The organism is Paenibacillus peoriae KCTC 3763 (assembly GCF_000236805.1).
In the GTDB taxonomy this organism is placed as follows: domain Bacteria; phylum Bacillota; class Bacilli; order Paenibacillales; family Paenibacillaceae; genus Paenibacillus; species Paenibacillus peoriae.
This window is the reverse complement of the sequence record NZ_AGFX01000011.1, coordinates 357,857-384,185: the sequence shown is the minus strand read 5'-3', so window position 1 is coordinate 384,185 and position 26,329 is coordinate 357,857. Positions and strand designations below refer to the sequence as shown.

The following is a 26,329-nucleotide window of genomic DNA, read 5'->3' as shown; positions in this document are numbered from 1 at the left end:
TCTGCTATAGCTTATTGCCTAGCTGCGGAAAGACGCGTTGCTACATATGGAATCGGACAAAGCTTCTTTCACACGTCCGTTGCAGTATACCACAAGCCGCAATTACGTATCATCCGGCTCTGGTCCTAAGACTACACCAGCCAATCAACGCCAGTTCTAAAGTACTGACGCGTAATAGAAGCAATGATTTCTGTTCTGACTGCACTTGAATGCGTGACTTTTTTCGCTATTTTTCGTCTTCCGCTCGCCGGGAACTTCAAACCTGACCATGCACACATGCATAGGCGAATACATAGGGTAGCGTACAGTCATCAAATTTTTGGAATAATAGAAAGGCAGGAAACCGCACGTGGATTCATATGTGGATTACACCTCTCCCTCCGTACAATTTACCTATGATTTAAGCAATAATGTTTTGTTTCAAAAGGATGCCCAAAACTCGATTAACGAGCTTTCGACCCAGCAACTGAATACGTTGGCAAATGTATCGTTGCTAGACATCCGTCTCAGTACAGCTAACGTGGTAGAACCCCATTACCATCAAAATGCTACAGAATTGGTATACTGCGTCACTGGAGCAGTAACGGTATCGCTGATTAATCCGTTTACCAGCGAGTTGCGACATTTCCCGATTACACCCGGTCAGGTCGCTAACGTCCCGCAGGGATGGTGGCATTATCTTGTTGCAACGATGGACAACACTCATTTACTGTCGATATTTAATGCCCCCATCCCTGAATTCATTCTTGGCTCCGACGTCTTGCGGTTAACGCCAAGTAATATCCTGGCTCATACGTACTGCCTGAATGAGAATAAAATTCAAGAGGCGCTCAGCCCTATTAAAAAGCCCGTCCTCATCGGCCCTCCCAAGGATTGCAAGCAGCAGCCTCCTCGAAAACCGGGCATACATGTGAGACTTGCCGATACTCCAACATATCATCAAGCCACCCCTGAAAGAAGCTACGCATATACAAGCGGATACCCCGGTTTTTCCTCTAATCCCTATCAGGACTAGGCTTAACCCTGGCCAGACCCTAAGTTGGGATTAAATCCCCCCTTTCCTGTATATTCGCCGTTACCATTAGACCCTTATTCTCATAAAATGCGAATGTACAAGAGGGGGTGATGGAATGGACGCTTATTACAACTGCATGAGATGTATGAACAGAAAGGTACGTGTTCTAACAATGGACGGAAATCAGTATGTAGGAACTATTATGGATGTCGATCGTAATAATGTGTACTTAAAACCCGAGTCAAAAGGTTGTGTACGGACATCCGGCTTTTATCCTTACTACGGAGTTAATCAGCAAATCTTAACTTTGAGCCTGTTCACCTTGCTTGCAATTGCATTAATTTAATCCTTGATCCGTGTCATGCCCTGTATGCACATGTCAAGCACCTCATATGACAGCTGTCTAGCCCGGCACATTGTGTTAGGGCTTGTACGCTGCTATGTGAGGTGTTTTATCATACAAGCCAATCAACCCATTATCTAAAATGGTTAAACCCCTCACCGATTACTACCGATGAGGGGTTTAATTTACTCAACTCAATTTAAACCCATAAAGACTTGGTGATGATGACCAGCAAGATGAACAGTACCAGGATAGCTCCTGTCGAAGTCCAAACTCCAGGATAGCCGCCGCCGCCTCTTTCGCATTCACTCATGGATCATTGCCTCCTTCAATTCAAGGTACAACATATCTTATGTATTGAGTTTCCCTATGGACCGGGCTTTTTGGCAATGTTATGAATCTTTCCGTTGATAGGCATTAGCCTGCACCCTTCCTGGGCAGGAGCATAAGATATAACATAATTAATCTTAAGGAGTGAAGCAATTGAATTCGAATCAAGCGTTCAGTTACAGCGCCAATCAACCTTTTCCCCATCACCTTACCCCTCACCATGTGGTGGTATACCCTGTAGACCCATGTGTAGTTGAAGCATTGAGATCAGCAACCGGCAAATATGTTGTGCTTGAGACAACGCGCGGCCGAATTGAGGGATGCGTGGTGGATTGTAAACCTGACCATGTCGTTTTGGATGTATACGGAAAGAAGTTCTTTGTCCGTATCTCCGAAATCGTATGGATTATGCCCCACTAAACGATCAGACAACACAAATCCTCGCGTGTCCTATCCGGATAAGCGAGGATTTATTGTGATGCATCCTGTTAATCAAGCTCTGCCGCCAGCGAAGAACGCAGTTCATCTATCGTTCCGTTATATTCATTCAAATCCACTGCGCCATTAATACCCGGGACACTTCCGGTGCTGCTGTATTGCCAAGCCCACCAGCTGTTCCAGGCTGGAACTGCCGTCGGCTTTTGCGTAGTGCTGTATCTGGCTACCCAAAGTTTATACATAGAAAATGTAGGGTCAAACTTGGAGGCAAACACATTGCCTGTATATACCATGGGCTGGCATCCTGTAAGCCTCTCCACTTCATCTAAAAATGCACGAGCCACTTCATTAATTTGTGCTGTACTAATACCTTTGGGATTATTCTCATAATCCATCACAGGCGGCAGATCCAGCCGGCCTCCTGCTGATTCTATAGCTCTGGCAAAATTAGCAGCTTCCTGACGTGCTCCATCTACAGTAGTCGCGTTTAAAAAGTGGTAAGCACCGACTAAAATGTTGGCGTCTCTGGCTCCCTGAACATTCGCCAAAAATTGATTATCTTGATAGTTGATCCCTTCCGTAGCTTTAATAAAGGCAAAGGTCTTGCCTGCCGCCGCCACCTGCTGCCAATCAATATTGCCATTGTGGTGGGAAACATCAATTCCCTGTGCATGTCCGTCAGAAGCAATCGAAGGCTCAGTTGGTGTAATAGGTGTATCTGGCTCGGCAGGTGCCGGCTCCTCTGTTTTCTGATCCAATGCTATAACAACCTTACCGTCATCCGCATTCCGTACATGATAAGATATGCTGCTATTCAGATCAATCACAATACGTACTGAAGCCGGGTTTGTACTAAAGATAGAGTATCTGACCTGTGACACATCCGGATCATCGGTGACTGGAAAAGCTCCTTGTCCGCCTTTATCCAATGGTTGCAATGATAGAAAATCATCAGAAAGTTTGGCATCAGGAATGTCTGCGACAATACGATCTGCATTAGTTAACGTAGTTACTTTGGGAGTTACTTTTCCATTCACCGCAATGGTTAGCTGATGATTAGTGAAGCTAATTTGGCCAATGACCGCACGTGTACTCTCCTCTGTATTCGTAGCAGTCTGAGAGGTAGAGTTGCTGCGGGAAGACTCGCTTTTTCCGCTAGAAGTAGATGGAGTAGTCAGGAACACAGTTTTAAGCTCATTGTTCCAGGTCACACCCATCCCGGTCTGTTCAGATACAAAACGAAGCGGAACATAAGTCGTCCCTCCCGTCAGCAATGGGGCTACGGCCAATCCCATTTGATGACCGTTAACAGTGGCGATGGGATTGTTCACCTGAAGACTGAGATTCTGGTTCTTATTTTGATTTTGTATCGTTACAGTACTTGTTTTGGGCTCCCAGTTGACCTTATAACCTAATTCCTCCACAATGAGACGAAGTGGGACCAGCACATTACCTTTTACTTCCTGAATCTGTGCTCCCTTGGCTGCGCCTATATCTTTGCCGTCCAACTGTATATGCGCACTTGAAGATGCAGCGTGACTTTCTCCCGGAAATGCAAGCAGAAACAAAAACAAAAAAGCAAACCAACGAATATTCTTCATATGTACCCTACCATTCTCTAAATTTTCGCTTATCATTCTATAATCTATGATCCTCAGAACCTTTTATTTGGATAGACGCAAACAGGAGGTGAAAAGTTACGATTAGTTTAGCACATATTTCAGACTTACTCATTCAACGAAAAAAAAATTCTGCCAGCTTATACAGCAAGCAGAATTCTTTCGGGTGTTTATACTGACTTTTTTCAGCACATACGAATGATTATTTTCTCTCTTATTCACACCGTAAAATAGGTTAAACCTGCAAGCATGATCGAAGTGATAGATAGCACCAGTAGGGGAAGCAGCGCTTTCTCCCGCAAAGCCCTAAAGCTTACATTCAGCCCCATGCCTACCATGGCCATCGTTAGCATAAATGTAGTAACTTGGGAAAGTTCGTTCATCAGTCTTGAAGGAACTGCAATGTATTTTCCAAAAACATAGCTGCCCAACATACTTGTAGCGATAAAGCCAATGAGGAACCAAGGGAACTCTACTTTTGCTTCTGAACTGAGCTTCCCCGTGCGTTTCATCCAGTACATTAAAATAAAGCTGAGCGGTATTAGTAAAAAGACACGCCCCAGTTTGGCCAACAGGCCCATCGCAAGAGCATCCTGTCCGCCAGACGCCGCAGCTAAGGCCACATGTGCAATTTCATGCAGACTGCTTCCCGACCAGATTCCGTACTGTATATCCGTCAAAGGAATCCAGGGACGAAGCACTGTACACAAAATGGCAAATACCGTTCCAACCAAGGCGATTAATCCAGCTCCAATGGCCGTATCCTCGTCTTTGGATTTCAACAAGGGGGAAACAGCCGCAATGGCTGCTGCACCACAAACTCCCGTTCCAATACCAATAAGAAGCGACAGCGAAGCATCTGCCTTGAAACGTTTGGCCAGCCCAATCGTAAACAAGATAGAAAATATAACAATGCCTACATCACGCAAAAGCAAACCCAAGCCCTGATGAATGACAACATCCATATTAAGCTTTAGCCCATAAAGCACAATAGCTCCTCGCAGCAGTTTTTTAGCCGAAAACTCAACCCCTGGGCGTACAGTTTCAGGATACCCCTGCAACTGCCGGTACAGGACAGCAAGAAACATGGCGCAAGCCAATGGGCCGACATAATGAAAACCCGGCAATTCGTTCAGAGCGTAGCCTGCCAACGCGAATATCATCGTTAGCACGATGCCTAGTACACACTGGATCCATTGCCCTCTGTTTGATGATAATTTGGTGTATTTTATATGACTGCTCATGGTGACTCCCTCCAATTCTGTATGTACCTAGCTTAATCCGTTTTTTGCCATAAGAAAAATAAATCATTATTATAATTATAATAAGCAAATAGATATGATCGATTTGGAGGAATGAGCATTGGATCAATCTTTAATCGTATTTGTTATGGTCGTGGACAAACAAAACTTCACACGAGCTGCTGAAGCATTGCACATGACTCAGCCTGCTGTAAGTCAATATATTCAAACGCTGGAGCGAAGCGTAGGAGCCCGGCTTTTGGAACGGAGCAACAAATATGTGCGCTTAACCAAAGCAGGTGAAATTGTGTATCATCATGCCCAAGAGATCATCCGCATGAACGCCCGCATGCAGTATTTGGTGGACGAGCTGATGAATACGGCACAAGGGAATCTGTCTATCGGTGCAAGCTACACGTATGGCGAGTACGTGCTGCCGCATGTGATTGGCAAAATGAGAGTACAATTTCCGCTCATTCAGCCCTCCATTACTATTGGCAACACCCAAGAAATTGAAAGACTGGTTATCCGCAATCAACTGGATGTAGGAATTATTGAAGGAGAATTTCAGCATGATCATTTGTATATTGAATCATTTGCGGATGATGAAATGGTTATCGTCGCTCCACCAAATCACCATTTGGCTGACAAACCTCAAGTAGATTTGAGCGAGCTGCAGCAGGAGATCTGGATTCTGCGCGAAGAAGGCTCTGGAACCCGGGAAGCAGTTGAAAGGATGTTTGCACGGTTTCAATTTTCCCCTTCTCATATGATGGATTTTGGCAGCACACAGATCATCAAGGAATCTGTCGAAGCAGGCTTGGGGATTTCGCTTCTGTCCCAATGGGTCATTCAGAAGGAACTCACCTTAGGCACATTAAAAATATTAAATATCCGTAATCTCCCGGTTGTTCGGAAATTTTCTTTTCTGACCCCTTCTGCGGTATTTGAGACCAAAGCGACCAGCGTTTTTTTGGAGATTTTGCGGGGATACAGCGTAAAAAAACTCAGAAGCAACAAAAAAAGCACCGACCAGGTGCTTTAATAGATAAACTTTAATAAATAAGCATTAACAAAAAAGCTTTAGAGATGATCTTTTCCATGATACAGGAAATGGGAGAAATCAGCGTAGCTGCCTTGAAATTGTTGCATATCATGGGCGGCAATGCCTACAAAGTTCCCTGTAAATCCACCGGATAAAAAGCTGATATCCTGCATTTCAAAAAGTCGCTTCCAGGCAGGTTCGTCCCCGACTCCATAATAAAATTGTCCGTGGGTTGCTTGGACTTCTACAGCCAAATGTACAGGAAGATCATCCTGAAGCTTAATCACTTGCGGAACTAGCGTAAATGAATTGGCTTCACATCGCATCATGCGCAGCACTTTTCCCACACTCTCTTCATAACTAACATACGCATACAAATAATCCTCTTCGTTGAGATACAGTAAAAGCCCCGCCATTTGCAAATAGCTTCCAGGCTGATACTCCAGGGCTGTTTCTACCCGGAAATGATGATCCGTTTGCCGAATGGCAAGCACGTGATGTTGGAACAGACTTTGTATCGATTCTCCAGCCCGCATTCGAAGATAGCCGGGACGCTGGCTCAGCGAACACCAGCTATCGTCTGCCAGTATACGCAGTGTATTCCACGTTTTATCCAAAGCAGGTCCCTCGAAAAAATCTTCAAATATATAACCTTGCTCTTGCTGGGCAGAGAACGTCCCTTTAGGTGCTGGCACCTCCAGTTGAGGTGTATGGCCCCCAGCGGTTAATCGCAGCCAGCCTGCATCATTCCAGTACACCTGCTGCAACGCTGTTTCCCGCCCTAAAATGGCATATTTCCCTTCCACAGGACGTGTACACAAATGCGCCATGTACCATTCGCCAGCCGGCGTTTGTACAAGACTGCCATGCCCTGCACATTGCAAAGGATACTGAGGCTGATCGCGCGACGTAAGCATCGGGTTCTGCGGGTCCACTTCATACGGCCCGTCTATCTGCTTCGAGCGCGCTACGGTAACCGCATGACCCGTACCCGTTCCGCCCTCTGCTGTAATAAGGTAATAATATCCGTTGTGTTTATAGATATGAGGCGCTTCGGTTTTCTTCAAAGGAGTACAATCAAAAATTTTAACAGGCTCGCCAATGAGCCGTTGCTGCCTGCTATCATATTCCTGCATGACAATCCCCGAAGATTTATTGCTTTCCAGCATGCGGTAATCCCACAACGCATTCAACAGCCATTTGCGTCCATCCTCGTCGTGAAATAAAGACGGATCAAATCCACTGCTGTTGAGATAAACCGTTTCTGACCACGGTCCCTGGATGGTAGGTGCCGTTATCACAAAATTATGAACGTCCTTGAACGGACGCTTGGTGCTTTTCACATCCGTATAGAGCAGATAAAAAAGGTTATCCGCATAGCTCAACTGCGGCGCCCAAATGCTGCAATTTTTCGGGTTTCCTCTTAAATCAATCTGATCGGTCAAAATATCCGTACAATGCTCCCAATGGGCCAAATCTTGGGACTGATACACCCGTACCCCAGGCAACCATTCAAACGATGACACCGCGATATAGTAAGTATCCAGGGCGCGTATAATACACGGATCGGGATTAAAGCCTTTTAATATGGGATTTTGGATCATCATTGAGACATCACTTCTCCTTCCTGCCAAAATGCAACTCCATCAAAAACCTGCTTTTTACCCCACGCCTCTGTCCCCGCTTCAAAACAATCCGCCCACGGAACGCGCTGGCTGCGCAGCAAAGCAACATCGGGTACACCGTATTCCTGATAACACACGGTTTTCTCATTTGCTGCATTGTCCCAATTGTCCCAGCCGCATGGATCAATATGTTTGCCCATTTTACAATCGACAAACACCGTCTTGGCATACTCACGCCACGGACGTCCCAAAAATACCGGGATCATGTCCGGCTCTGCGGTTAAATAGCAGCGGTGGAATACATAGCCATACGCTTGCCCTTGGGGTGTAGAGGCGGCCGTGACGTAGCTCGTATGGTTCTCATGATGGCGTAAACTGCGAATTTCGCAATCCTCAAAATAAGCGGTAGCCCCGCCAAAAATAAAGTCTACCGTCCCCTCAATGTAGCAATGCTGATAGAGCTGGCGATAGTGAGCATGATGCTCTCTCAAAGGGATGCCGCCAAACTTTAAACGCTCCTTCGGGGCCGGAGGCAGAGGACCTGTAAATAACGTGTCCTGATGCCCTTTAAAGGTACAGTTTCTAAACACAGTTTTATCACAATGAGCATACACAGCAACGGCCTGCCCAATGGCTTCTCCCTGTCCTGCCGTGTTGGAAATTGTGAGATTTTCCAAGATCAGATGGCTGCCACCTAAAAATAAAGTGGGTGTCGCAAAGGTTCCGATTTCCTCCCCTGCTTCATCGCGCTCCCTGGCATACCGATTCATACGGATGTCGACCTGTCCGACACCTATGATATGTAGATTTGAACGGTAAATCCGCACTTCTTCCTCATAGGTGCCCGATAAAATTGTTAGCGTCTGCATTTCATTGGAAGGCGACTGCTCCAATACTGCAATCGCTTCCTGAATCGTGTGGAAATCACAAAAGGACTCTTTCCCTACCAGCATGGCTATCCAATCCCTTCATTCAATTTACAAGTGCTCGGCTAAAAAAGATTGCCACGCCGTTCGCATTTCCAGCGTCTCCATATGTCCGCCACCCGCAATCACAGGCTGCCAATGCTCGGGCTGACCCGCTTCACGGTAAGCTTCCAGCAATCCTTGTGCCAAATGCTCGACCCCTTCAATCGGACACATCCGGTCATTTTGGCCTGTTATGCTCATACGTGGCCGAGGGACAATCCGTTTTTGAATATCCAGGGTCGTAAAATGCTTTAACAAGCCGGGGACATAGGAATAGAAGCCGTGATGATCCAGACCTCTTTTGGCGATCAGCGTATGGGCATCGACCTGTCCGCAAATATCAACGGTGACCTGTATCCGTTCATCCAGGGCTGCCAGCCACCAGGCCATAAGTCCACCCATTGACATGCCGATCGTTGCGATGCGGGAAGCCTCAATGTCCTCACGCTGGCACATATAATCCAATAAGCGACGGTTATCGTAAAGCATCATGCCCCACAGCACCTGCCCCTGCCAGAGCATCTCCTTGACCAGTTCACTCTCGGTTTTCCCCCCGCGCTCATTAAATCCCCACATGTCAATACAGCACACGCAATACCCCATGTCTGTCAGGGTTGTGGCAAACGAGGGCTGCTGCAAATAAGAGCTGCTCTGGATCAATTCCCTGCGACCGTTCGTATAATCGCCCCCATGCGAATGGTTGAAAATGACCAGTGGAAACGGACCGTCCCCCTGTAAGGGGGTGGCTACATAAGCGGGTACAGGCTCGATCCCGTTCAAGTCCAGCAGGAGACATTCCAGTCGATATCTCTCCCGCTCCTCTTGGTTCAGCAGAGTTGCTGTCACAGGACGATCTTCCGGGAGATCACCTAACAATGCTTGCAGCCTATCCACGTTCCTTCCTCCCTTCAGTTCCTTCCTAATTCAAAATATTTTGGCTGGAAGGCTCTACTGTTACTTGTTCTATCAGCTTTTCTGGTTGGGCTGTATTTCTGGAATGGCAACGATTGATTTCAACGTCTTCCCCATTTTCAATGTAGAAGGCAGGACCCTCATGATTTTCAATCGTCACATGCTGGAAACGGATATCTTTCACATTCCCCAGATAGAAGCCACGGTTATTCATATCCTCGATCCCTGTCATCATGGCGGGACGGCCGGGAATCGCATTTTTCGCCATGGAAATATCTATATTGGAAAATGTAATTTCAGCAATGTATTGCTCCGCAAGCCCGTACAGGAACCCGGCGGCTGCATGAACCTGCCGTGCCGTGATATCGGAGAAATGGATGCGTCTAAAGCTCGGAGTTTCATCGGTAACCGGATAAGGATTTTTGTCCCAGACATATTTGTCCTTGCCACGAGGTCCGCAGAAATAATACAGGTTCAGAATAAATGGACAAATGACCTCCTCCATCACAATGTTGCTGACGCGAATATCCTCGATGATTCCACCGCGTCCCCGTCTGGATTTCAATCGTATGCCCCGATCTGTTTGCTTGAACACGCAATTGCTGATCGTAACATTACGGATGTCTCCGCTCATTTCGCTTCCTAATACGACACCACCATGTCCATGCACCATCGTACAATTGGTAATCGTAATATTTTCGCAAGCAATCCGCTCCTGCGTATCTTCGGTTCCTGCTTTGATCGCAATACAGTCATCACCTACATCGATATTGCAATTGCTGATACGAACATTGGAACAGGACTCAGGATTAATGCCATCGGTATTGGGGGAGTCTGCCGGGTTAAGAATGGACAAATTGTCAATCGTCACGTTGTAGCAGGCGATGGGATTGACAGTCCAGCTGGGGGAATTTTTTAGCATGACATCTTTAATGGTGACCCGCTGACAACGGTCAAAGCTGATTAATTTCGGTCTTGGATACTGTAGGTCCTCAGGATGGTTTCGATGCTTTTCCCACCACGGTTGACCATTTCCCTCCAGGATTCCGCTGCCTGTAACTGAAATGTTTTCGAGGTTTTGCCCGTAAATGCATGAAGCATGTACTTCTCGCTGAACCCCTTCCCATCTGGATTCCACCACAGGATAGTCGGCCGGATTTGTACTGAAAGAAAGAATGGCGCCAGGGCTTACATGCAGTTCAATATTACTTTTAAGAAAAATAGCTCCTGTAAAGTACGTACCTGAGGGAATAACAACCGTGCCTCCCCCGGCATTGCTGGCCGCTTCAATTGCATTCGCAATCGCTTCCGTTGCTGGCGTCGTACCATCCTGGGGGGCTCCATAATCTACAATGTTATACGCTTGCATTTCGTTCTCTCCTATCTTCATTTTTTTGTGAATACGAAAATTATAGACTGGACTTGAAAATACACTGGAAAACGGAGTCGGCGGAATGGTGCTGGACAAGCGTCAGTGGTCGCCTTTGCCCCCGGGTTTTTTACATTAAATAAATTGTTCAAGAAATCCGGGGGCATATCCTTATTTTTTTGATTTCTTATACGCTTCCTCATATTCAGCGGCAATCCGTGATCCACCGGATTTTTTCCAGTTTTCTACGGCTGCCTTAAATCCGGCTTCATCAAGCTCACCCATAATAAATTTGAAGGAAGCGTCGGTAATGATTTTCTCCAGCTCTGTGCCTTGCTCATTAGCCGTGACTGAATCCAGGGGCACCGTCGGGTCCAGAACAGCAAATTTATTATTTTCCCGGACTAATTCATTAGCCAGCTCTTTTTCCGGATTGGCATCTTTTAAGTTATAGGTCACTTCACTTGGTCTGGAGCTTGAAAACGGCTGAACATCTGCCTGCCACAAGTCTGTATTCGTAATTTTAAAGGCTCCGTCTTTTTCGATATTATAATGAGTGCCTTCAATCCCGCCGGTCATATACATATATACATCCTTGTCAATTAAACCATCGACAAATTGCAGCAGTCTTTTTAGCTCAGCTTCCGTCTTTACTTCGGATTTAGGAAACGCCAGCAAACCACCTACCCCGCTTCCCTCAGACCATACGTGGTAATTGCCATCTCCATTCGAAATCTTGTTGACAGGTACCAGCTTCAACCCCTTTTGCAAACCTTGGGACAAGGTTCTGAGGTTAGAGATATCGATCATGCCCGTATAAATACCTGCTTTGCCTTGAGCAAATTGTTGCTGCTGGTCCGTTTTGGCAGTTACAGGAAAGTCTTTAGAGAGGTATCCGTTTTTGTATAGCTTTTGCGAATACTTTAACGTTTCCATGTATTGAGGAGTATCAAATTCCGGCGTAAACTTTCCACTTTCATCTACTTTCCAGCCATTCGGTGTACCAAAATAGGAACTTAAAGTTTTAAAGCTGCTGTAGCGCAAATCCGATCTGTCCACAAACCCTGTCGTATCATTTTTGCCATTCCCATCCGGATCATCTTCTGTAAACGCTCTCGCAACTTCATACAGCTCATCCAGCGTCGTCGGCACCTTCAGACCTAAGCGATCCAGCCAATCCTGACGAATAACCAGACCCGCACGAGCCAGATTCTTCTGGAACGGAACACCATACAGCACCCCTTCAATGGAAGCGGCTTCCCGCACTTCAGGCGGGATCTTTTTCAAATTTTCATAATCATCCAAATATTTTCCTACATCCCAGAATAGCCCCGATTTCAAAGAACTCCGCACTGAAGAATTTGTCATCATCGTCAGGGTCACCATATCTGCCAATTCACCCGAGGCTAGTGCAGTGGTGATTCTCTCTTCCTTGGAAGCATCCGGCACCCAGTTGAAGGTGATTTTGGAATTGGTGTATTCTTCGATTTTACTTTTGATCGTTTCTGTAGGCGGCGAAGCTGTATGCAATACGTTTAACCAGGTAAATTCCAGTTTGGACTTCGGATCATAGGTTTGACTGCTTTGATCCTCCGCTCCCTTGTCACTACAAGCAGCTAAAAAAACACTCATGACCATAAGTACTGCAAGAAGGCCCGATACTCCCTTTTTCATCGTGATCCTTTTTTTCATCGTGTTTGCTCCTTTTTTTATATATTTATGCCATATCTTCCTCTTTCACCAGAACCTCTCGCTCTATTTTGCTGAACACCTGATGCGTCATCCACATCACGAGATAACCGAGGATACTCGCTCCGGCAAAAGTCAGAATTCCCGGGTATAAGCCTAAAATCAATGCAAACAGCACGACAATGGCTACAAAAAGAACAAGTGTATATTGTAAATATGAAAATCCAATCACGATCGACATTTTGATTTTCAGTTTGATGCCTTTCCAATCATAGTGAGCCAGCAGCGGAAAAATGTACGCCAAAGAGATCAGATACAAAAAGGCTCCAATAAGCGTCACTACACGAACATACCAGGACGAGACATTGACAATATCCACGTAAAGCACATAACCTACAAGGCTGTAGAGTCCGCCAATAATCGCTGCTTCTTTAAAGCTTTCTCTAAAGTAACGTACAAACGTCGAGAAAATGGGAACATCCTCATTGCCTCGAATCCATTGCCTTATAACACTCAGCATGGCGACGGTGGCAGGCCCCACAGCTATAAAGACCAGGCCCAGGATTGTCGCTGCCGTCCATAGCAGGTTAAGGTAAACCAGCCGGAGCAGGCGCATGCACCATTTGTTCATGTTTTCTACAAACCGTACCATTTTGCATCCTTCCCGTCGTCATTAGTAAACGCCGTCCTCACCAAATTTCTTGGCTAGTCGATTGGAGAACATAATCAGGACTAAACCTACCAGCCCTTTAAAAAGCCCTACCGTCGTACTGAAGCTTAATTGTCCATTCTTTAAGCCTGCGGTATAAATGTAGGTATCAAAAATTTCGGCAACTTCACGGTTCAGTGAGTTTAACAGCAGATACATATGCTCAAAGCCCAAATCCAGCGTGCTGCCGATTTTCAAAATGAGCAATGTAATAATAACCGGACGGATTGCCGGCAAGGTAACATGCCATGTTTTTCGTAATCGTCCCGCACCGTCCATCTCTGCTGCCTCGTACAATTGCGTATCTACCACTGTGATTGCGGATAAATAAATGATGGTAGACCAGCCGAGCTCCTTCCAGATGACTTGCCCCATGTAAACGGTTCGCAGCCATTCCGGAGAAGTTAAGAAGCTGATTTTCTCACCGCCTAGCGCGGCAATTATTTCATTCAATACCCCGCCGTCCACCGTAAGGAATACATAAGAAATCGAAACGATGATAACCCATGACATAAAGTGCGGGATGTAGATGATGGTTTGAATCATGTTTTTAAAAAACAGCTTCCTGACCTCATTCAGCATCAATGCCAAAATGATAGGTAATGGGAAAAAGATTACAATGTTCAGTGCAAATAAAATCAGCGTATTGCGTAACAGCATGAAAAACGTGGGCTCGGTAAATAAACGGATAAAATGCTTCATGCCTACCCACGGACTACCCGTGATTCCCTGAAAGGCTTGATAATCCTGAAACGCAATGACCAAGCCCCCCATGGGGAAGTACTTAAAAATAATGAAGTACACCAGCCCGGGTAATACCATCAGATACAGCAGCTTGTGTTTTTGCATGCGCAAAAGGCTTTCCGGGGTTTTTTTGTTCATTCTATTTGACCTCCTTCAAACGTTCCTGTATACGTTTTCAAGAGTACGTGATTTTTCGCATTCCGCATATAATCATCAAATGATAGCGTTTACAAAACTGTATATATAGCCTACTTTTCTGCCTTTTCACCTTACCTAATGATTACTACACAATCTAATGATCATCCTCTTTTTTCCACTCTTAGGGAACACCTCAAGATTTGATTATATACGGAATTTCTTCCTCTTGATAAGGTTGACATGTAAACGATTACGAGGAGGTCACCACATTGACGCAACGATTACAAAAACAAAAATTACGAAAAAAAGATTCGCTGGGCAGTCGTATTTTCAACATTGTAAATAGTACATTATTGATTCTCATTGCCCTCACTTGTCTCTTGCCTTTTTTGAATATCATCGCCAGCTCTTTTGCCTCAACCGAAGAAGTGATAGCCAAGAAGTTCATTTTATTCCCGGTTACTTTTTCCTTGGATGCCTATCGCTATATCCTGTCGACTCCAACCATTTTTAAGGGTCTTGGTGTTTCAATCGGAGTGACAATCGTTGGTACCGTCGTAAGTATGATATTTACCGCTTTTATGGCCTATGGATTATCACGAAAATATTTGCTTGGCCGCAATACTATTAACTTCATTGTTGTATTTTCGATGCTGTTTAGTGGGGGAATGATTCCAACCTTCCTGGTTGTCAAAAGCATGGGGCTTATCAACTCGTATTGGTCCTTGATTCTTCCCGTGGCCATTAATGCGTTTAACCTGATTATTATGCGTAACTTTTTTCAGGCTTTGCCGGATGATTTGGAGGAATCCGCCAAGATGGACGGGTGCAACGATTTTGGGGTTTTCTTTAAAATTATGCTGCCGTTAGCCCTGCCTTCGATTGCAACTATTTCCCTTTTCTATGCGGTAGCCTACTGGAATACGTATATGCACGCGATTCTCTACATCAATGACTCTGCCAAATGGCCGATTCAAGTCTTGCTTCGTCAAATTGTAATCGTTTCCAGTGGTATGCAGGCAGAAGGAACCGCTGTAGATGTCATCCCGCCTGCGCAGACGATTAAGATGGCGGTCATTGTCATTGCAACCGTTCCGATGTTAATCGTGTATCCATTTGTACAAAAGCACTTTGTTAAAGGGGCTTTGCTAGGGGCGGTTAAAGGGTAAGCCGCCCCCCGGATTGCTGTGAAGGTCAGGTCAATTGGCTTGCTTCATCTTCCGATAAGCTCCCGGTGTGACCTGTTCCTTCTTCCGAAACGAGCGAATAAAGTTTTGCGAATTATGATATTGCAAGCGCTCGGCGATTTCTTTAATCGTCATATCAGTCTCGACGAGCCACTTCTTGCCCATTTGCAGACGGTAGCCCATCAGATATTCGCTGAACGTCGTTCCGTATTCTTTTTTGAAGATACTGCTCAAATAATTCGGATTGTAATGAAGTCGGTCACCAATGAGTTCCAATGATAATTCCTGGTCATATTCAGCGCGGATAATAGCGGCAATTTTTTCCGAGAGAGAGCGGAATTGCTGATTCGTTTTCTCCTTCATGCTTTTTACCATGGGGAATATAATTTGCTCTACCAGCATACGCTCAATCTCTTCCGGGTTTCGGATGTCCAGCAAGCGATGATACAAGGCATGATTGTCTTGCGTCAGCAGCACCTCGATCCCTAGCAGCTGCTCCAACTGGATGAGGTTATTCACAAACCGCACCAGCAGCACCTCAAAGTTCATGGAATGATTGTTTTTGGTCATCATTTCCGCCAATAAGGAACGGACCGTATGATGTACCTGCTCTTCATCCCCTATTCGGATGGCGTCAAACAGCTGCGATTCCAATTCCGTAGGATAATAAAGCAGCACCGGACCTGAAATGACCATGGAAATATCTTCGTAAAAAATAATCGACTCTTTGCCTAAATTTAAACGATGATGTAGGGCTTGCTTGCTCATCTCACACGCTTCTTTACTTTCTAATAAGTTACTATACGCTGTACTAATGCCTATGCTGATGGATACGTTCAAATACTCTTTTACGGTTTGAATCAAAAGAGTCGCATCATCCAATACCTGCTTTCTTATTTCATGCTCGTTCTTGTCTGTCAATATGAAAATGGTAGCCTGGGTATCATCATTCAAAATGATGGGCAGCATACGCTGCTGCTCTGGAATGGTTTCTTCTACGATTTTGTTAATGGCCAGCAGCAGCACATCTTTATCCGATGGCTCCCGATCACCCAGATTGTCCAGTTGGATCAGCATCGTAATATACATTTGATTCTCAAGCTGCGAATAGCCGAGGCGAGGCATTTTTCGTGCCAATTCCTCCACAGAAATACGCTTGCGGAACAGGTTGAGAATCAATTGGGTTTCAAGCTGCGGCATTTCAGACTGAATGAGGCTTTCCAAGCTTTCCTTCTCTGTTACAATGGTGTCGATGGAATCAATGATCCATTCAATTTCATTTTTGGAAGGCTCATTTTTGAACGTTAAATTAGGGTTTTTGGGGAGGCTGCGTTGAATCTGCTGGAATGGCTTGGTAAAATAAATAGCAATAACATACGCCACCACTACAATTAAAAGCGTGAGCACAAGTCCCATCATGATGATCCAAAATTTGGTCGTTTGAAATGCATTCGCAATTTCATTTTTATCTAATACCGTTAAGTAAGTCCAATTGTTATATGCAGATTTGGCATAAATGATTTGCCGTGCAGGCTGATGTTTTGTTTTCTCCAATGTCAGCATGCCTGTGTTGTCTGATTTTGCTGTCACTTCTGAAATGTGCTGAAGTTGCTGGGCAGACAATAGGCGGGTAGCAGGCTCAGTTTCGTACATTAAATCGCCTTGGTTATTCAAAATAAAAACGGGCATATGATCCTCTGTTTGAATGGTATGACTTAACGTCTGCGACGAAATATCAGAAAGAGCAATGGCCTGCTTCTTTTTGGAAAATACAGGGAGGGTATTCACAAAACGGATTCCTTTATCTGTTCTGATCCAGAATAGTCCCTTATCCTGCTGGTCGATATACGTATTAATCAGCTTTTCCCGTTCCGTTTTTGTCAAATAGGACAGGCTTCCATTGGAAATTTTCCAATTCTGGTCCAGGCTGATCAGTGAATATTCCGTTCCTTCCAATCCCATCGTGGCAATATAATTGAGCTGCGTATTCACATTCCGGTAGGCTATAAAATCTTTTTCTGTAATGGGATGCTTCACAACCTCATTAAACGAACTGGTTGTGCTGTACGTATTAAAAGCATATTCAATGGTTTGGATTTTCTGCTCCAGACTGTTTCTCATCTGCGCCATATAGCTTTGCTTGGTATTGGAAACTCTCTCCACAACGGAGCTAATTGTTGTAAAATAAATGTAGCTGCCGAAGCTGGCCACCAATCCTATTCCCAAAACCAGAATCGTAATAAAAATGGTGTAGAACATTTTGCCTTTTTTCATTGCGCTCCCCCTTTGTTTCTTGGTGTTACATCAAATTATAGCGCTTTCATTATGAGGTTTAAATCATTTTTTTCACGTGTGCATGTATTTTTTTTACATCCAAAACTGTACACCCCTGCTCTTCAAGCCGAAATGTTAACTGCCATTCTATCCGTATTATTCCAGTTTAAATTGATTATTTTCGTTGGCGGCATCTAAAAAGAAACCTGGAGGTACCTTATGTTACACGTTATCAGTCCTGAAGAAGAGATTATAAAAGAACAATTTCCAGCAGACACATCCTTTCTCTCCCTCTATCCAGTTGTAGTTCAGGAGGCTCGCCCTTTTATATTGGTATTGCCCGGCGGTGGCTATGAGTATTTGGCCCCACATGAAGGAGAACCTATCGCCCGATGGTTGAATGATTTGGGCATCCATGCAGGAGTGCTGGAGTACCAAGTCGGCGATTTCGAGATCACCTCCTTGTTGGAGGATGTGGAGCATGCCCTGCAATGGGTTCGCCAAACACCCAAGGACTGGCCTGTGATTCCTGAACAAGTGGGGCTGATCGGTTTCTCGGCAGGCGGGCATTTGGCCTCCATCGTTGCCACCAGAGGATCGGAGAAGCCTAATATTCTGCTGCTGGGATATCCCGTCATTTCGTTCCATGACTCTTATACGCATATCGGAAGCCGTACACATTTTTTGGGTGAACAGCCAACACAGGAGCAGCTTCAAGCCTTTTCATCCGATCAGCAAGTGACTTCACAGACACCTCCAACTTTTATGTGGACAACAGCCAATGATGGCACCGTTCCGGTAGAAAACAGTCTCTTGTTTGCTTCCGCATTGTCCAAAGAAGGGATTCCATTTGAGCTGCATGTATTCGAGGAAGGACGACACGGTTTGGGCCTGGCAGAGGACAACCGTGAATGCCGGCAATGGCTCAAGCTGGCGGAAGCCTGGCTTCAAAAAAATCGCTATGTTCAAGTAAAACAGCCGCTGCCAATCCGACTATTTATCGCCGGGGACTCAACTGCAGCTCAAAAAGGAGCCACCGAGAAACCGATGACAGGCTGGGGCGAACACTTGCAAAGCTACTTGGACCCGACTGTTCATGTGGACAATCGCGCGGTGAATGGGCGCAGCACCAAATCCTTTATAGCAGAAGGTCGCTTGGCTGATATTGAAAAGGATTTTCGAGCCGGCGATTATCTGTTTATTCAATTTGGACACAACGATGAGAAAAAAGAAGATCCGGCCCGTTACACCGATCCTGACGGGGAATACCGCCAAAACCTCATTCAATTCATCGAATCTACTCGGAAGCGTGGCGGGGTTCCCGTGCTATTGACCTCTGTAAGCCGCCGCCGCTTTACCGCAGACGGGGAACCTGATCCGCTGGCTGTGGGAGCCTATCCTGCAGCCATGAGACAAGTAGCGGAGCAAACCCATACACCGCTGCTCGATATTTTTGAGGCTTCACAGCAGCTTTATCGTTCCATGGGTGAAAAAGCATCCCGGCAGTTATTTATGCATTTGCCTGAACAAACGCACCCGAATTATCCCGCAGGGGTAACGGATAATACCCATTTTTCCGACGAAGGAGCAAGACAGATTGCCAAGCTTGTAGCAGAGGCTATTCGCCAATGCACGGAATTGTCTGCACTAAAGCAGCGTATGGTGGAATGGAATCAAGACAGCAGTGAAAGGCTTATGCACGAGCTTGCAAACTGACATGAAGAATTCTTTAATTGTTATATTTTAATTCTTTTGTATCTTATAGGACTTTAGAACCGTTTCGTTGTTTGATTTTGACAACATTTGTCGAATGAAGTGAAATCAGCAATTTTACATGGTATATTTTAGGAGCTCGTATAATAACACATCAGGAGGAATTCTCTATGAATATTAAAAAAGTAGTATTATCAACAGCCATGTCCTTGGGACTCATTGGCAGTATTATCGTTCCTAGTGCGTCCGCAGCAGTAGGTCCTTCTCCAGAAATTACGCCTATTGTACAAGTAAACGGGGTATATTACAGAACGGCTAAGCTGCCAAGAAATTACTCTTACGCATTGTCTAATTACCCAGGAGATACTTATAAAGTAGCAAGCGGAAATGTCACAGTCTCCACCTCCGGCGTGGTAACAACCACCACTGCAACGAACGCAAGAGTCGAAATTTATGGTGGTAACGGCAAATTGAGAATGGTATACACCGTTAAAGTATCCTAGGATTGAATAAGGGCGTTAAAAGAAGCACTGTTCGTTTATTCGGGCAGTGCTTTTTTTTGGTGACTCCCGGCTAAATACCAGTGACGTCCTACTTTACATTTACTCTAATCTCAAACTGATCCTTAAAAGAAATACTTCCCATTAACAATTTATCATTATGATATAAGTGAGGTTGAACTTGAAATTAAGATTAAAACTTTTAAATTTATAAATATTAATAGATATATTTTCCTAGTTCTGATAAACTATACGAAAAACAAGATTTCAAGGAGATAATATGAAAATTGTAACGAATGCATTACTGACCGTCGCATTTCTGACGCTTGCAGCTTGCTCACCGAACCAGACTAAAACAGTAGAAACTAAACCAGCAACAATCGATACGACTGTTACACAAGAACCTTCTAAGAGCGTGAAAGAAGAGCGTGTAGCCCTTTCAATTGGAGTTACTCCTGAAGAATTTACAGATTCATTTAATAAACACGCGCAAGAAACAAATACTAAATTAAGAATTACTCATTTAAAAATTGAAGAAGGTCCTGTTAATAACACATTTTCTTATAAAATCGCAGAGAATTTAGCAATTACGGGTGCAGTAAGCAAGAGCACAGGTGAAATATTGGGTATTAACTTTATAGGAGGCAGCGATAAGACTTTAGAAAATGCAGAATACATATTCATTGCATCTACATTATTCATATCTGCCACTCAGCCCGATGCTAACATTGAATTGGGTAAAGAAACAATGGAGAAGCTAGGAGTTCTTGATTCAGATGTGGATGCTTCAAACATAGACAGTTCGGTCGTAGTAAACGGCATAAAGTATTTTGTAGTTGGTGATAAACATACAGGACTAATTTTTGGCGCAAGTAATGCTAATGCAGAGTAACGCGGAAAAATCAAAGCTACTACATAATCCAACACTCTTCCCAAGCGGTCACTAAATATAAAATAGTTTGTGCTTCTGAATAAGGGGCTACGTCCCCTCAATAACAGGGGGTAATGCCAGCTTACTTCAAGAGTTAGGATTAGCAAAAAGATCACTGGCGCTTCCCATGACCAATGATCTTTTTTTATTTTCATTTATGATGTATAGCCCACTCTTTAGCAGCCTCTTGATAACTCATTTGCTTGCTCCATAAAGTATGATTGTCTCCCAATCATGCATGGCTTGCTGATACGTTTCAAAAAATGTTTTCATTACCTCAAAGAACAACAAAAAACCCTTGCTAGGCAAGGGTTTTTGAGGAAATGGGCCCTGAGGGACTCGAACCCCCGACCAATCGGTTATGAGCCGACCGCTCTAACCAACTGAGCTAAGGGCCCTCAAAAAAATCTGTATATTCACGCTACATATTCATAACAGCAACGTTAATTAATATACAACATTTTCTTGTGTTTCGTCAATAGCTTTTTAAATATTTTTTTACTTTAATAACTCACGGAATAAATCGGACGCCATAACGTCCCTTGCGCGAGCGATACACCTCCACTGCGCGTGGATCGTTGTAGCCGTACATCCAGCCGTCATGCTCCAGCCTTTTTGCCAGACACCCGGCCTGAAATTTAGTCGTGTACAGTCTGCCATAGTAAACCCAATACATCCGAACTCCCTCTTTTCACATGATGGTAGAGTTAGTGTAACCGGATCGAATTCGATTTACACAGCCTGAAGCATAACAATCTACGCTGGATGGCAAAGAGCCTGTGCCACGCCAATCAGCTCCGATGTCTTTATATGCTCCGCCTTATTTGCCAAAGGATGCCGGGTCCTGACGCCAGGAACGCAGCAGCTCCATCTCTTCCTCCTGTATGGTTCCTTCACGCAAGGCAACCTCCATCAGGGTCGTGTAATTGGACAAGCTTTGCAGCTTCACGCCCGCTTCTTCAAAAGCTTGAGTCGCTTTATCCAGTTGGTAGCTGAAAATAGCCAGTACAGCTAACGGCTGAGCGCCTACTTGCTCTACAGCCTGTGCTGCTTTAATGGAACTCCCCCCGGTAGATATGAGATCCTCGATAACCATAACCTTTTGTCCGGCGCTGATCCGGCCTTCGATTTGGTTCTCTTTTCCGTGTCCTTTGGCCTTATCCCTTACATAGGCCATCGGCAAATTCAGCTTTTGTGCCACCCAGGCCGCATGAGGAATCCCGGCTGTAGCTGTCCCTGCAATGACTTCGGTTTCGGGATATTGCTCACGAATGAGGGCAGCAAATGAGTCTGCAATCAGCTCACGCACCTCCGGGTGGGACATCGTAAGACGATTGTCACAGTAGATAGGTGATTTAATGCCGGATGTCCATGTAAAAGGCTGTTGCGGACGCAATGCTACCGCCTGAATACGTAACAGATGGGATGCAATTTGTTCAGGTATATTGTTTAATGTAGTCATACTTGTATCATCTCCTCAATAATGTGTTCCACTGCGGCGCGTGGGTCTGGTGCTGCCGTGATCGGCCGTCCAACGACAATATAGCTGCTGCCTTGGGCAATGGCTTGTGCAGGAGTAAGCACACGCGACTGGTCACCTGTAGCACTGCCTGCCGGGCGTATGCCAGGGGTTATGGTTTTAAAATCAGACCCGCATACGGCGCGAATCGCAGGCACTTCCAATGGGGACGCTACCACACCGTCCAGTCCCGCCTCACGAGTCAGCTGTGCGTAGCGCACGACCACATCCTGTACCGTACCAGGAATGCCCAGCTCCGTATTCATGGTCGTCTGATCCGTGCTGGTCAGCTGTGTAACTGCAATAATGAGCGGCATGGCGAGCGAGCTGTCTGTGGAAATCGCTGCTTCGGCTCCGGCTCTGGCGGCTGACATCATGCTGCGGCCTCCAGCCGCGTGTACATTGAACATATCCACCCCTAAGCGGGTAATGCTCTCTGCCCCTCCACGCACCGTGTTAGGGATATCATGCATTTTTAAATCTAGAAAAATGGAGTATCCTCTTGATTTTAATTGTTCCACAAAAGCGGGTCCTGCGCTATAAAACAGCTGCATACCTACTTTTATATAACAAGGAATACCCTCCAGTTGCCGAATTAACTGCTCCGCCTGCTGCGCATCCGGGTAATCTAACGCGACCATCAGCCGTCCTGCCATCTGCTGAAATGCTTCGTTCACCGTTCTCCATCCCCTTTTCACGTCAATTCGAGTAAATTTGCCCGTGATAAAGGACATCCGTCAGCAAAAGCTGATGAATGTCCTTCCTTGTGCTACTTATTTTTCATCATCTATTGGTATCTTGTTAGCTGCTTAGAACCGGCATGGATTCGGACGTGAAATTAATCGTCTCCAGCATTCTTAGCAAGGCACGCACCGTATCCAGCGAGGTCATGCAGACAATACCGTTTTCAACCGCTTCACGGCGAATGCGGAATCCGTCACGCTCTGGCGTCTTCCCTTTGGTCAGCGTATTAAATACGAAATTGGCTTCACCTGTGCGGATCATATCCAGGATATTCGGATTGCCCTCGCTCAGCTTGTTGATCGTGTTCACCGGAATGTTGGCCTGCTCCAGAGCAACCGCCGTTCCACCTGTGGCAATAATTTTGTAGCCCAGTCTGTAAAAGCCCTGCATCAACTCGACAGCTTCTTCTTTATCCTTATCCGCCACCGTGATGATGATCGCTCCGGTGGATGGGATTTTCATACCAGCGCCCACGAGTCCTTTGTACAGCGCTTTGGCATACTGGATGTCACGGCCCATAACTTCACCTGTCGATTTCATTTCCGGTCCCAGCGTTGGCTCTACACGGCGCAGTTTGGCAAAGGAGAATACGGGAACCTTAACCGAGACATAGTTACTTTCAGGCCATAGTCCTTCTGTGTAGCCTGCATCCTTAAGCTTATCGCCCAAAATAGCCTGTGTCGCCAGATTCGCCATCGGGATGTTCGTTACCTTGCTCAGGAAAGGAACCGTCCGTGAGGAGCGAGGGTTAACCTCGATGACATACACCTCGTTTTGATGAATGACGAATTGAATGTTTACCAGACCGATCGTTTTCAATTCCTTGGCGATGCTGATCGTAATTTCCACGATTTTTTGCTTCAGCTCGGCAGACAAGTGCTGTGGCGGATACACGGCGATAGAGTCACCTGAGTGGACCCCGGCCCGTTCCACATGCTCCATAATGCCTGGTACCAGTACCGTTTCGCCGTCACAGATGGCATCAACCTCAACTTCTTTCCCCAGCATATAACGGTCGATGAGCACAGGATGTTCCGGATTGATTTTAACGGCTTCTTCCATGTACCGCAGCAATTCCGCATCCGAGTAGACAATTTCCATGGCGCGTCCGCCCAGAACGTAGGATGGACGTACCAGCACCGGGTAACCCAGCGCCTGAGCGGTTCCTACCGCTTCGTCTACAGAAGTAACCGTGTTGCCTTTGGGCTGTGCGATGGTCAGACGAGACAACAGTTGCTCGAACTTTTTCCGATCTTCCGCTTCGTCGATGCTTTCCAAACTTGTACCCAAAATGTTCACGCCTGCCGCACTAAGCGGAGCTGCGAGATTAATGGCCGTTTGACCGCCGAACTGAACGATTACGCCGATCGGTTTTTCCTGCTCGATGACATTCATGACGTCCTCGAAGAAAAGTGGTTCAAAGTAGAGACGGTCGGATGTGTTAAAGTCGGTAGAAACGGTCTCTGGATTATTATTAATGATGACTGCTTCGTAGCCTGCTTTTTGAATAGCCCATACCGCATGTACGGTGGAGTAATCAAATTCAATCCCTTGCCCGATCCGAATCGGCCCGGAACCGAGCACAACAACTTTCTCCTTGTTGGATGGAATGACTTCGTTTTCCACCTCATAAGAGGAGTAATAGTAAGGCGTTATGGCTTCAAACTCAGCTGCGCATGTATCTACCATTTTGTAGACAGGACGCAGGTTGTGATCCAGACGGAACTCACGCACCTCGTGCTCGGTTGTCAGCTTGTTAGCTGTTTGACCCAGACTGCGAATCTCGGCGATAGAACGGTCGGTAAAGCCTCTACGTTTGGCCTGATAGAGCGTTTCGTAAGTCAGCTCAGACTCTCCTGCAATGACAGCTTCAAACTTGACGATTCCTTCTACCTTATCGAGGAACCACCAGTCAATTTTCGTTAAATCCTGAACTTCCTGTTGCTTCCATCCGCGACGGAATGCCTCGGCCACCAAGAACAAACGCTCGTCATCTGCTTTAATCAGACGCTCTTTAAGCACCTCATCAGACAGTTGATCGGCTCCCTTCAGGTGCAGACGATGTACACCGATTTCCAGGGATCGAATCGCTTTATGGATAGATTCTTCGAACGTGCGGCCTATGGCCATCACTTCGCCTGTCGCTTTCATTTGCGTGCCCAGCTTGCGGTTGGCAGAAATGAATTTATCGAACGGCCAGCGTGGTATTTTGCTCACGATGTAATCCAGTGTCGGCTCAAAGCATGCATACGTTTGTCCCGTGACCGGGTTCACGATTTCATCCAGTGTGTAGCCCAGCGCAATTTTGGCAGCCATTTTGGCAATTGGATATCCAGTTGCTTTGGAAGCCAGTGCCGAGGAGCGGCTCACACGCGGGTTCACTTCAATGACATAGTATTGATAGCTGTGCGGATCAAGCGCAAACTGTACGTTACAGCCGCCTTCAATATTGAGGGCGCGGATAATTTTCAGGGAAGCAGAACGCAGCATTTGGTACTCGCGATCTGACAGCGTCTGACTCGGCGCTACGACGATACTGTCGCCAGTATGTACGCCGACCGGATCAAAGTTTTCCATATTGCAGACAACGATGCAGTTATCATTGCCGTCACGCATGACCTCATACTCGACTTCCTTCATGCCTGCGATGCTTTTTTCCACCAGACATTGTCCAATGGGACTGTAACGCAAGCCAGAGTTGACCGTTTCACGCAGTTCTTCTTCGGTCGCACAGATTCCGCCGCCTGTACCCCCTAATGTATAAGCCGGACGAACGATAATCGGATAACCGATTTCTTTGGCAAAATCGAGCGATTCTTCTAACGTAGTAACAATTACACTTTCAGGTACAGGCTGTTCCAGCTCGCGCATCAAGTCGCGGAACAGATCACGGTCTTCGGCTTTTTCAATCGAATTAAGCTGTGTTCCCAGCAGCTTGACGTTTTCACGCTCCAGCACTCCGGCACGAGCCAGTTCCACCGCCATATTCAATCCTGTCTGTCCTCCCAGTGTAGGAAGCAGACCGTCAGGACGCTCTTGACGGATAATCTGTGTGACAAAATCAAGGGTAATCGGTTCAATGTATACCTTGTCAGCCATGTTGGTGTCTGTCATGATGGTTGCCGGATTACTGTTGATCAGTACCACTTCGACGCCTTCTTCTTTGAGCGCTTGGCAAGCTTGTGTACCAGCGTAATCAAATTCCGCAGCCTGACCAATAACGATAGGACCGGAGCCGATCACGAGTATTTTTTTAAGTTCTGTATTTTTCGGCAT

The 26,329-nt window shown here is 45.8% G+C and carries 22 protein-coding genes and 1 tRNA gene; 8 read left to right on the top strand and 15 right to left on the bottom strand.

Going from position 1 to position 26,329, the window contains the following annotated elements; translation table 11 throughout:
• The first annotated feature begins 349 nt into the window (after positions 1 to 349).
• From KQI_RS0104135 to KQI_RS0104120, 3 genes are all read left to right on the top strand, one after another.
• Positions 350 to 1,015 (top strand): cupin domain-containing protein, encoded by a 666-nt coding sequence (locus KQI_RS0104135; RefSeq protein ID WP_010345465.1) that lies wholly within the window; start codon positions 350 to 352, stop codon positions 1,013 to 1,015.
• A 115-nt stretch (positions 1,016 to 1,130) separates the two neighbouring features.
• Positions 1,131 to 1,361: a hypothetical protein gene (locus KQI_RS29130; protein ID WP_010345464.1), complete on the top strand. Its 231-nt coding sequence runs from the start codon at positions 1,131 to 1,133 to the stop codon at positions 1,359 to 1,361.
• Between the two features lie 480 nt (positions 1,362 to 1,841).
• Complete coding sequence (locus tag KQI_RS0104120; protein ID WP_029390020.1) at positions 1,842 to 2,108, top strand: DUF2642 domain-containing protein; 267 nt, start codon at positions 1,842 to 1,844, stop codon at positions 2,106 to 2,108.
• Positions 2,109 to 2,176: 68 nt separating this feature from the next.
• On the opposite strand, the gene KQI_RS0104115 is transcribed toward KQI_RS0104120, so the two are convergent.
• Both KQI_RS0104115 and KQI_RS0104110 read right to left on the bottom strand, forming a co-directional pair.
• Positions 2,177 to 3,727: a GH25 family lysozyme gene (locus KQI_RS0104115; RefSeq protein ID WP_010345461.1), complete on the bottom strand. Its 1,551-nt coding sequence runs from the start codon at positions 3,725 to 3,727 to the stop codon at positions 2,177 to 2,179.
• Between the two features lie 236 nt (positions 3,728 to 3,963).
• Positions 3,964 to 4,989, bottom strand: coding sequence for a YeiH family protein (locus KQI_RS0104110; RefSeq protein ID WP_010345460.1), 1,026 nt, complete (start codon positions 4,987 to 4,989; stop codon positions 3,964 to 3,966).
• A 118-nt stretch (positions 4,990 to 5,107) separates the two neighbouring features.
• Here KQI_RS0104110 and KQI_RS0104105 point away from each other — a divergent pair, with 118 nt between their 5' ends.
• Positions 5,108 to 6,031 (top strand): LysR family transcriptional regulator, encoded by a 924-nt coding sequence (locus tag KQI_RS0104105; protein WP_010345459.1) that lies wholly within the window; start codon positions 5,108 to 5,110, stop codon positions 6,029 to 6,031.
• Between the two features lie 38 nt (positions 6,032 to 6,069).
• Here KQI_RS0104105 and KQI_RS0104100 read toward each other — a convergent pair whose 3' ends face one another.
• From KQI_RS0104100 to KQI_RS0104070, 7 genes are all read right to left on the bottom strand, one after another.
• Positions 6,070 to 7,638 (bottom strand): glycoside hydrolase family 43 protein, encoded by a 1,569-nt coding sequence (locus KQI_RS0104100; RefSeq protein WP_010345458.1) that lies wholly within the window; start codon positions 7,636 to 7,638, stop codon positions 6,070 to 6,072.
• Positions 7,635 to 8,609 carry a pectinesterase family protein gene (locus KQI_RS0104095; protein ID WP_010345457.1) on the bottom strand — a complete coding sequence of 325 codons (975 nt, stop codon included), beginning with the start codon at positions 8,607 to 8,609 and terminating at the stop codon, positions 7,635 to 7,637. The genes KQI_RS0104100 and KQI_RS0104095 overlap by 4 nt, the downstream gene beginning before the upstream one ends.
• 24 nt (positions 8,610 to 8,633) lie before the next feature.
• Positions 8,634 to 9,518: a dienelactone hydrolase family protein gene (locus tag KQI_RS0104090; protein WP_010345456.1), complete on the bottom strand. Its 885-nt coding sequence runs from the start codon at positions 9,516 to 9,518 to the stop codon at positions 8,634 to 8,636.
• 25 nt (positions 9,519 to 9,543) lie between these two features.
• Entirely contained in the window at positions 9,544 to 10,905 is a 1,362-nt protein-coding gene (locus KQI_RS0104085) for a glycoside hydrolase family 28 protein (protein WP_010345455.1), read from the bottom strand.
• Positions 10,906 to 11,076: 171 nt separating this feature from the next.
• Positions 11,077 to 12,597, bottom strand: coding sequence for an extracellular solute-binding protein (locus KQI_RS0104080; protein ID WP_010345454.1), 1,521 nt, complete (start codon positions 12,595 to 12,597; stop codon positions 11,077 to 11,079).
• A gap of 25 nt (positions 12,598 to 12,622) precedes the next feature.
• Positions 12,623 to 13,246 (bottom strand): YesL family protein, encoded by a 624-nt coding sequence (locus KQI_RS0104075; RefSeq protein ID WP_010345453.1) that lies wholly within the window; start codon positions 13,244 to 13,246, stop codon positions 12,623 to 12,625.
• 21 nt (positions 13,247 to 13,267) lie between these two features.
• Entirely contained in the window at positions 13,268 to 14,185 is a 918-nt protein-coding gene (locus KQI_RS0104070; protein WP_010345451.1) for an ABC transporter permease, read from the bottom strand.
• Positions 14,186 to 14,454: 269 nt separating this feature from the next.
• On the opposite strand from KQI_RS0104070, the gene KQI_RS0104065 reads away from it, so the two are divergent.
• Positions 14,455 to 15,354, top strand: a complete 900-nt coding sequence (locus tag KQI_RS0104065) for a carbohydrate ABC transporter permease (RefSeq protein ID WP_010345450.1) — start codon at positions 14,455 to 14,457, stop codon at positions 15,352 to 15,354.
• A gap of 30 nt (positions 15,355 to 15,384) precedes the next feature.
• Here KQI_RS0104065 and KQI_RS0104060 read toward each other — a convergent pair whose 3' ends face one another.
• On the bottom strand, positions 15,385 to 17,646 hold the full coding sequence (locus KQI_RS0104060) for a response regulator transcription factor (RefSeq protein ID WP_010345449.1): 2,262 nt from the start codon (positions 17,644 to 17,646) through the stop codon (positions 15,385 to 15,387).
• 219 nt (positions 17,647 to 17,865) lie between these two features.
• Between KQI_RS0104060 and KQI_RS0104055 the strand changes: the two genes are divergently transcribed.
• The 3 genes from KQI_RS0104055 to KQI_RS0104045 all read left to right on the top strand — a co-directional run bounded on the left by KQI_RS0104055 (position 17,866) and on the right by KQI_RS0104045 (position 20,751).
• On the top strand, positions 17,866 to 19,362 hold the full coding sequence (locus tag KQI_RS0104055) for a GDSL-type esterase/lipase family protein (RefSeq protein ID WP_010345448.1): 1,497 nt from the start codon (positions 17,866 to 17,868) through the stop codon (positions 19,360 to 19,362).
• A gap of 167 nt (positions 19,363 to 19,529) precedes the next feature.
• Positions 19,530 to 19,862, top strand: coding sequence for a hypothetical protein (locus KQI_RS0104050; RefSeq protein ID WP_010345446.1), 333 nt, complete (start codon positions 19,530 to 19,532; stop codon positions 19,860 to 19,862).
• A gap of 277 nt (positions 19,863 to 20,139) precedes the next feature.
• On the top strand, positions 20,140 to 20,751 hold the full coding sequence (locus KQI_RS0104045; protein ID WP_010345445.1) for a hypothetical protein: 612 nt from the start codon (positions 20,140 to 20,142) through the stop codon (positions 20,749 to 20,751).
• A gap of 363 nt (positions 20,752 to 21,114) precedes the next feature.
• On the opposite strand, the gene KQI_RS0104040 is transcribed toward KQI_RS0104045, so the two are convergent.
• From KQI_RS0104040 to carB, 5 genes are all read right to left on the bottom strand, one after another.
• Positions 21,115 to 21,188 (bottom strand) — tRNA-Ile (locus KQI_RS0104040).
• Positions 21,189 to 21,301: 113 nt separating this feature from the next.
• Positions 21,302 to 21,466 (bottom strand): hypothetical protein, encoded by a 165-nt coding sequence (locus KQI_RS28710; RefSeq protein WP_010345444.1) that lies wholly within the window; start codon positions 21,464 to 21,466, stop codon positions 21,302 to 21,304.
• 144 nt (positions 21,467 to 21,610) lie between these two features.
• Entirely contained in the window at positions 21,611 to 22,252 is a 642-nt protein-coding gene (gene pyrE, locus KQI_RS0104030) for an orotate phosphoribosyltransferase (RefSeq protein WP_010345443.1), read from the bottom strand.
• Positions 22,249 to 23,043, bottom strand: a complete 795-nt coding sequence (pyrF, locus tag KQI_RS0104025; RefSeq protein WP_080572113.1) for an orotidine-5'-phosphate decarboxylase — start codon at positions 23,041 to 23,043, stop codon at positions 22,249 to 22,251. The genes pyrE and pyrF overlap by 4 nt, the downstream gene beginning before the upstream one ends.
• A gap of 67 nt (positions 23,044 to 23,110) precedes the next feature.
• Positions 23,111 to 26,329, bottom strand: a complete 3,219-nt coding sequence (carB, locus tag KQI_RS0104020) for a carbamoyl-phosphate synthase large subunit (RefSeq protein ID WP_010345441.1) — start codon at positions 26,327 to 26,329, stop codon at positions 23,111 to 23,113.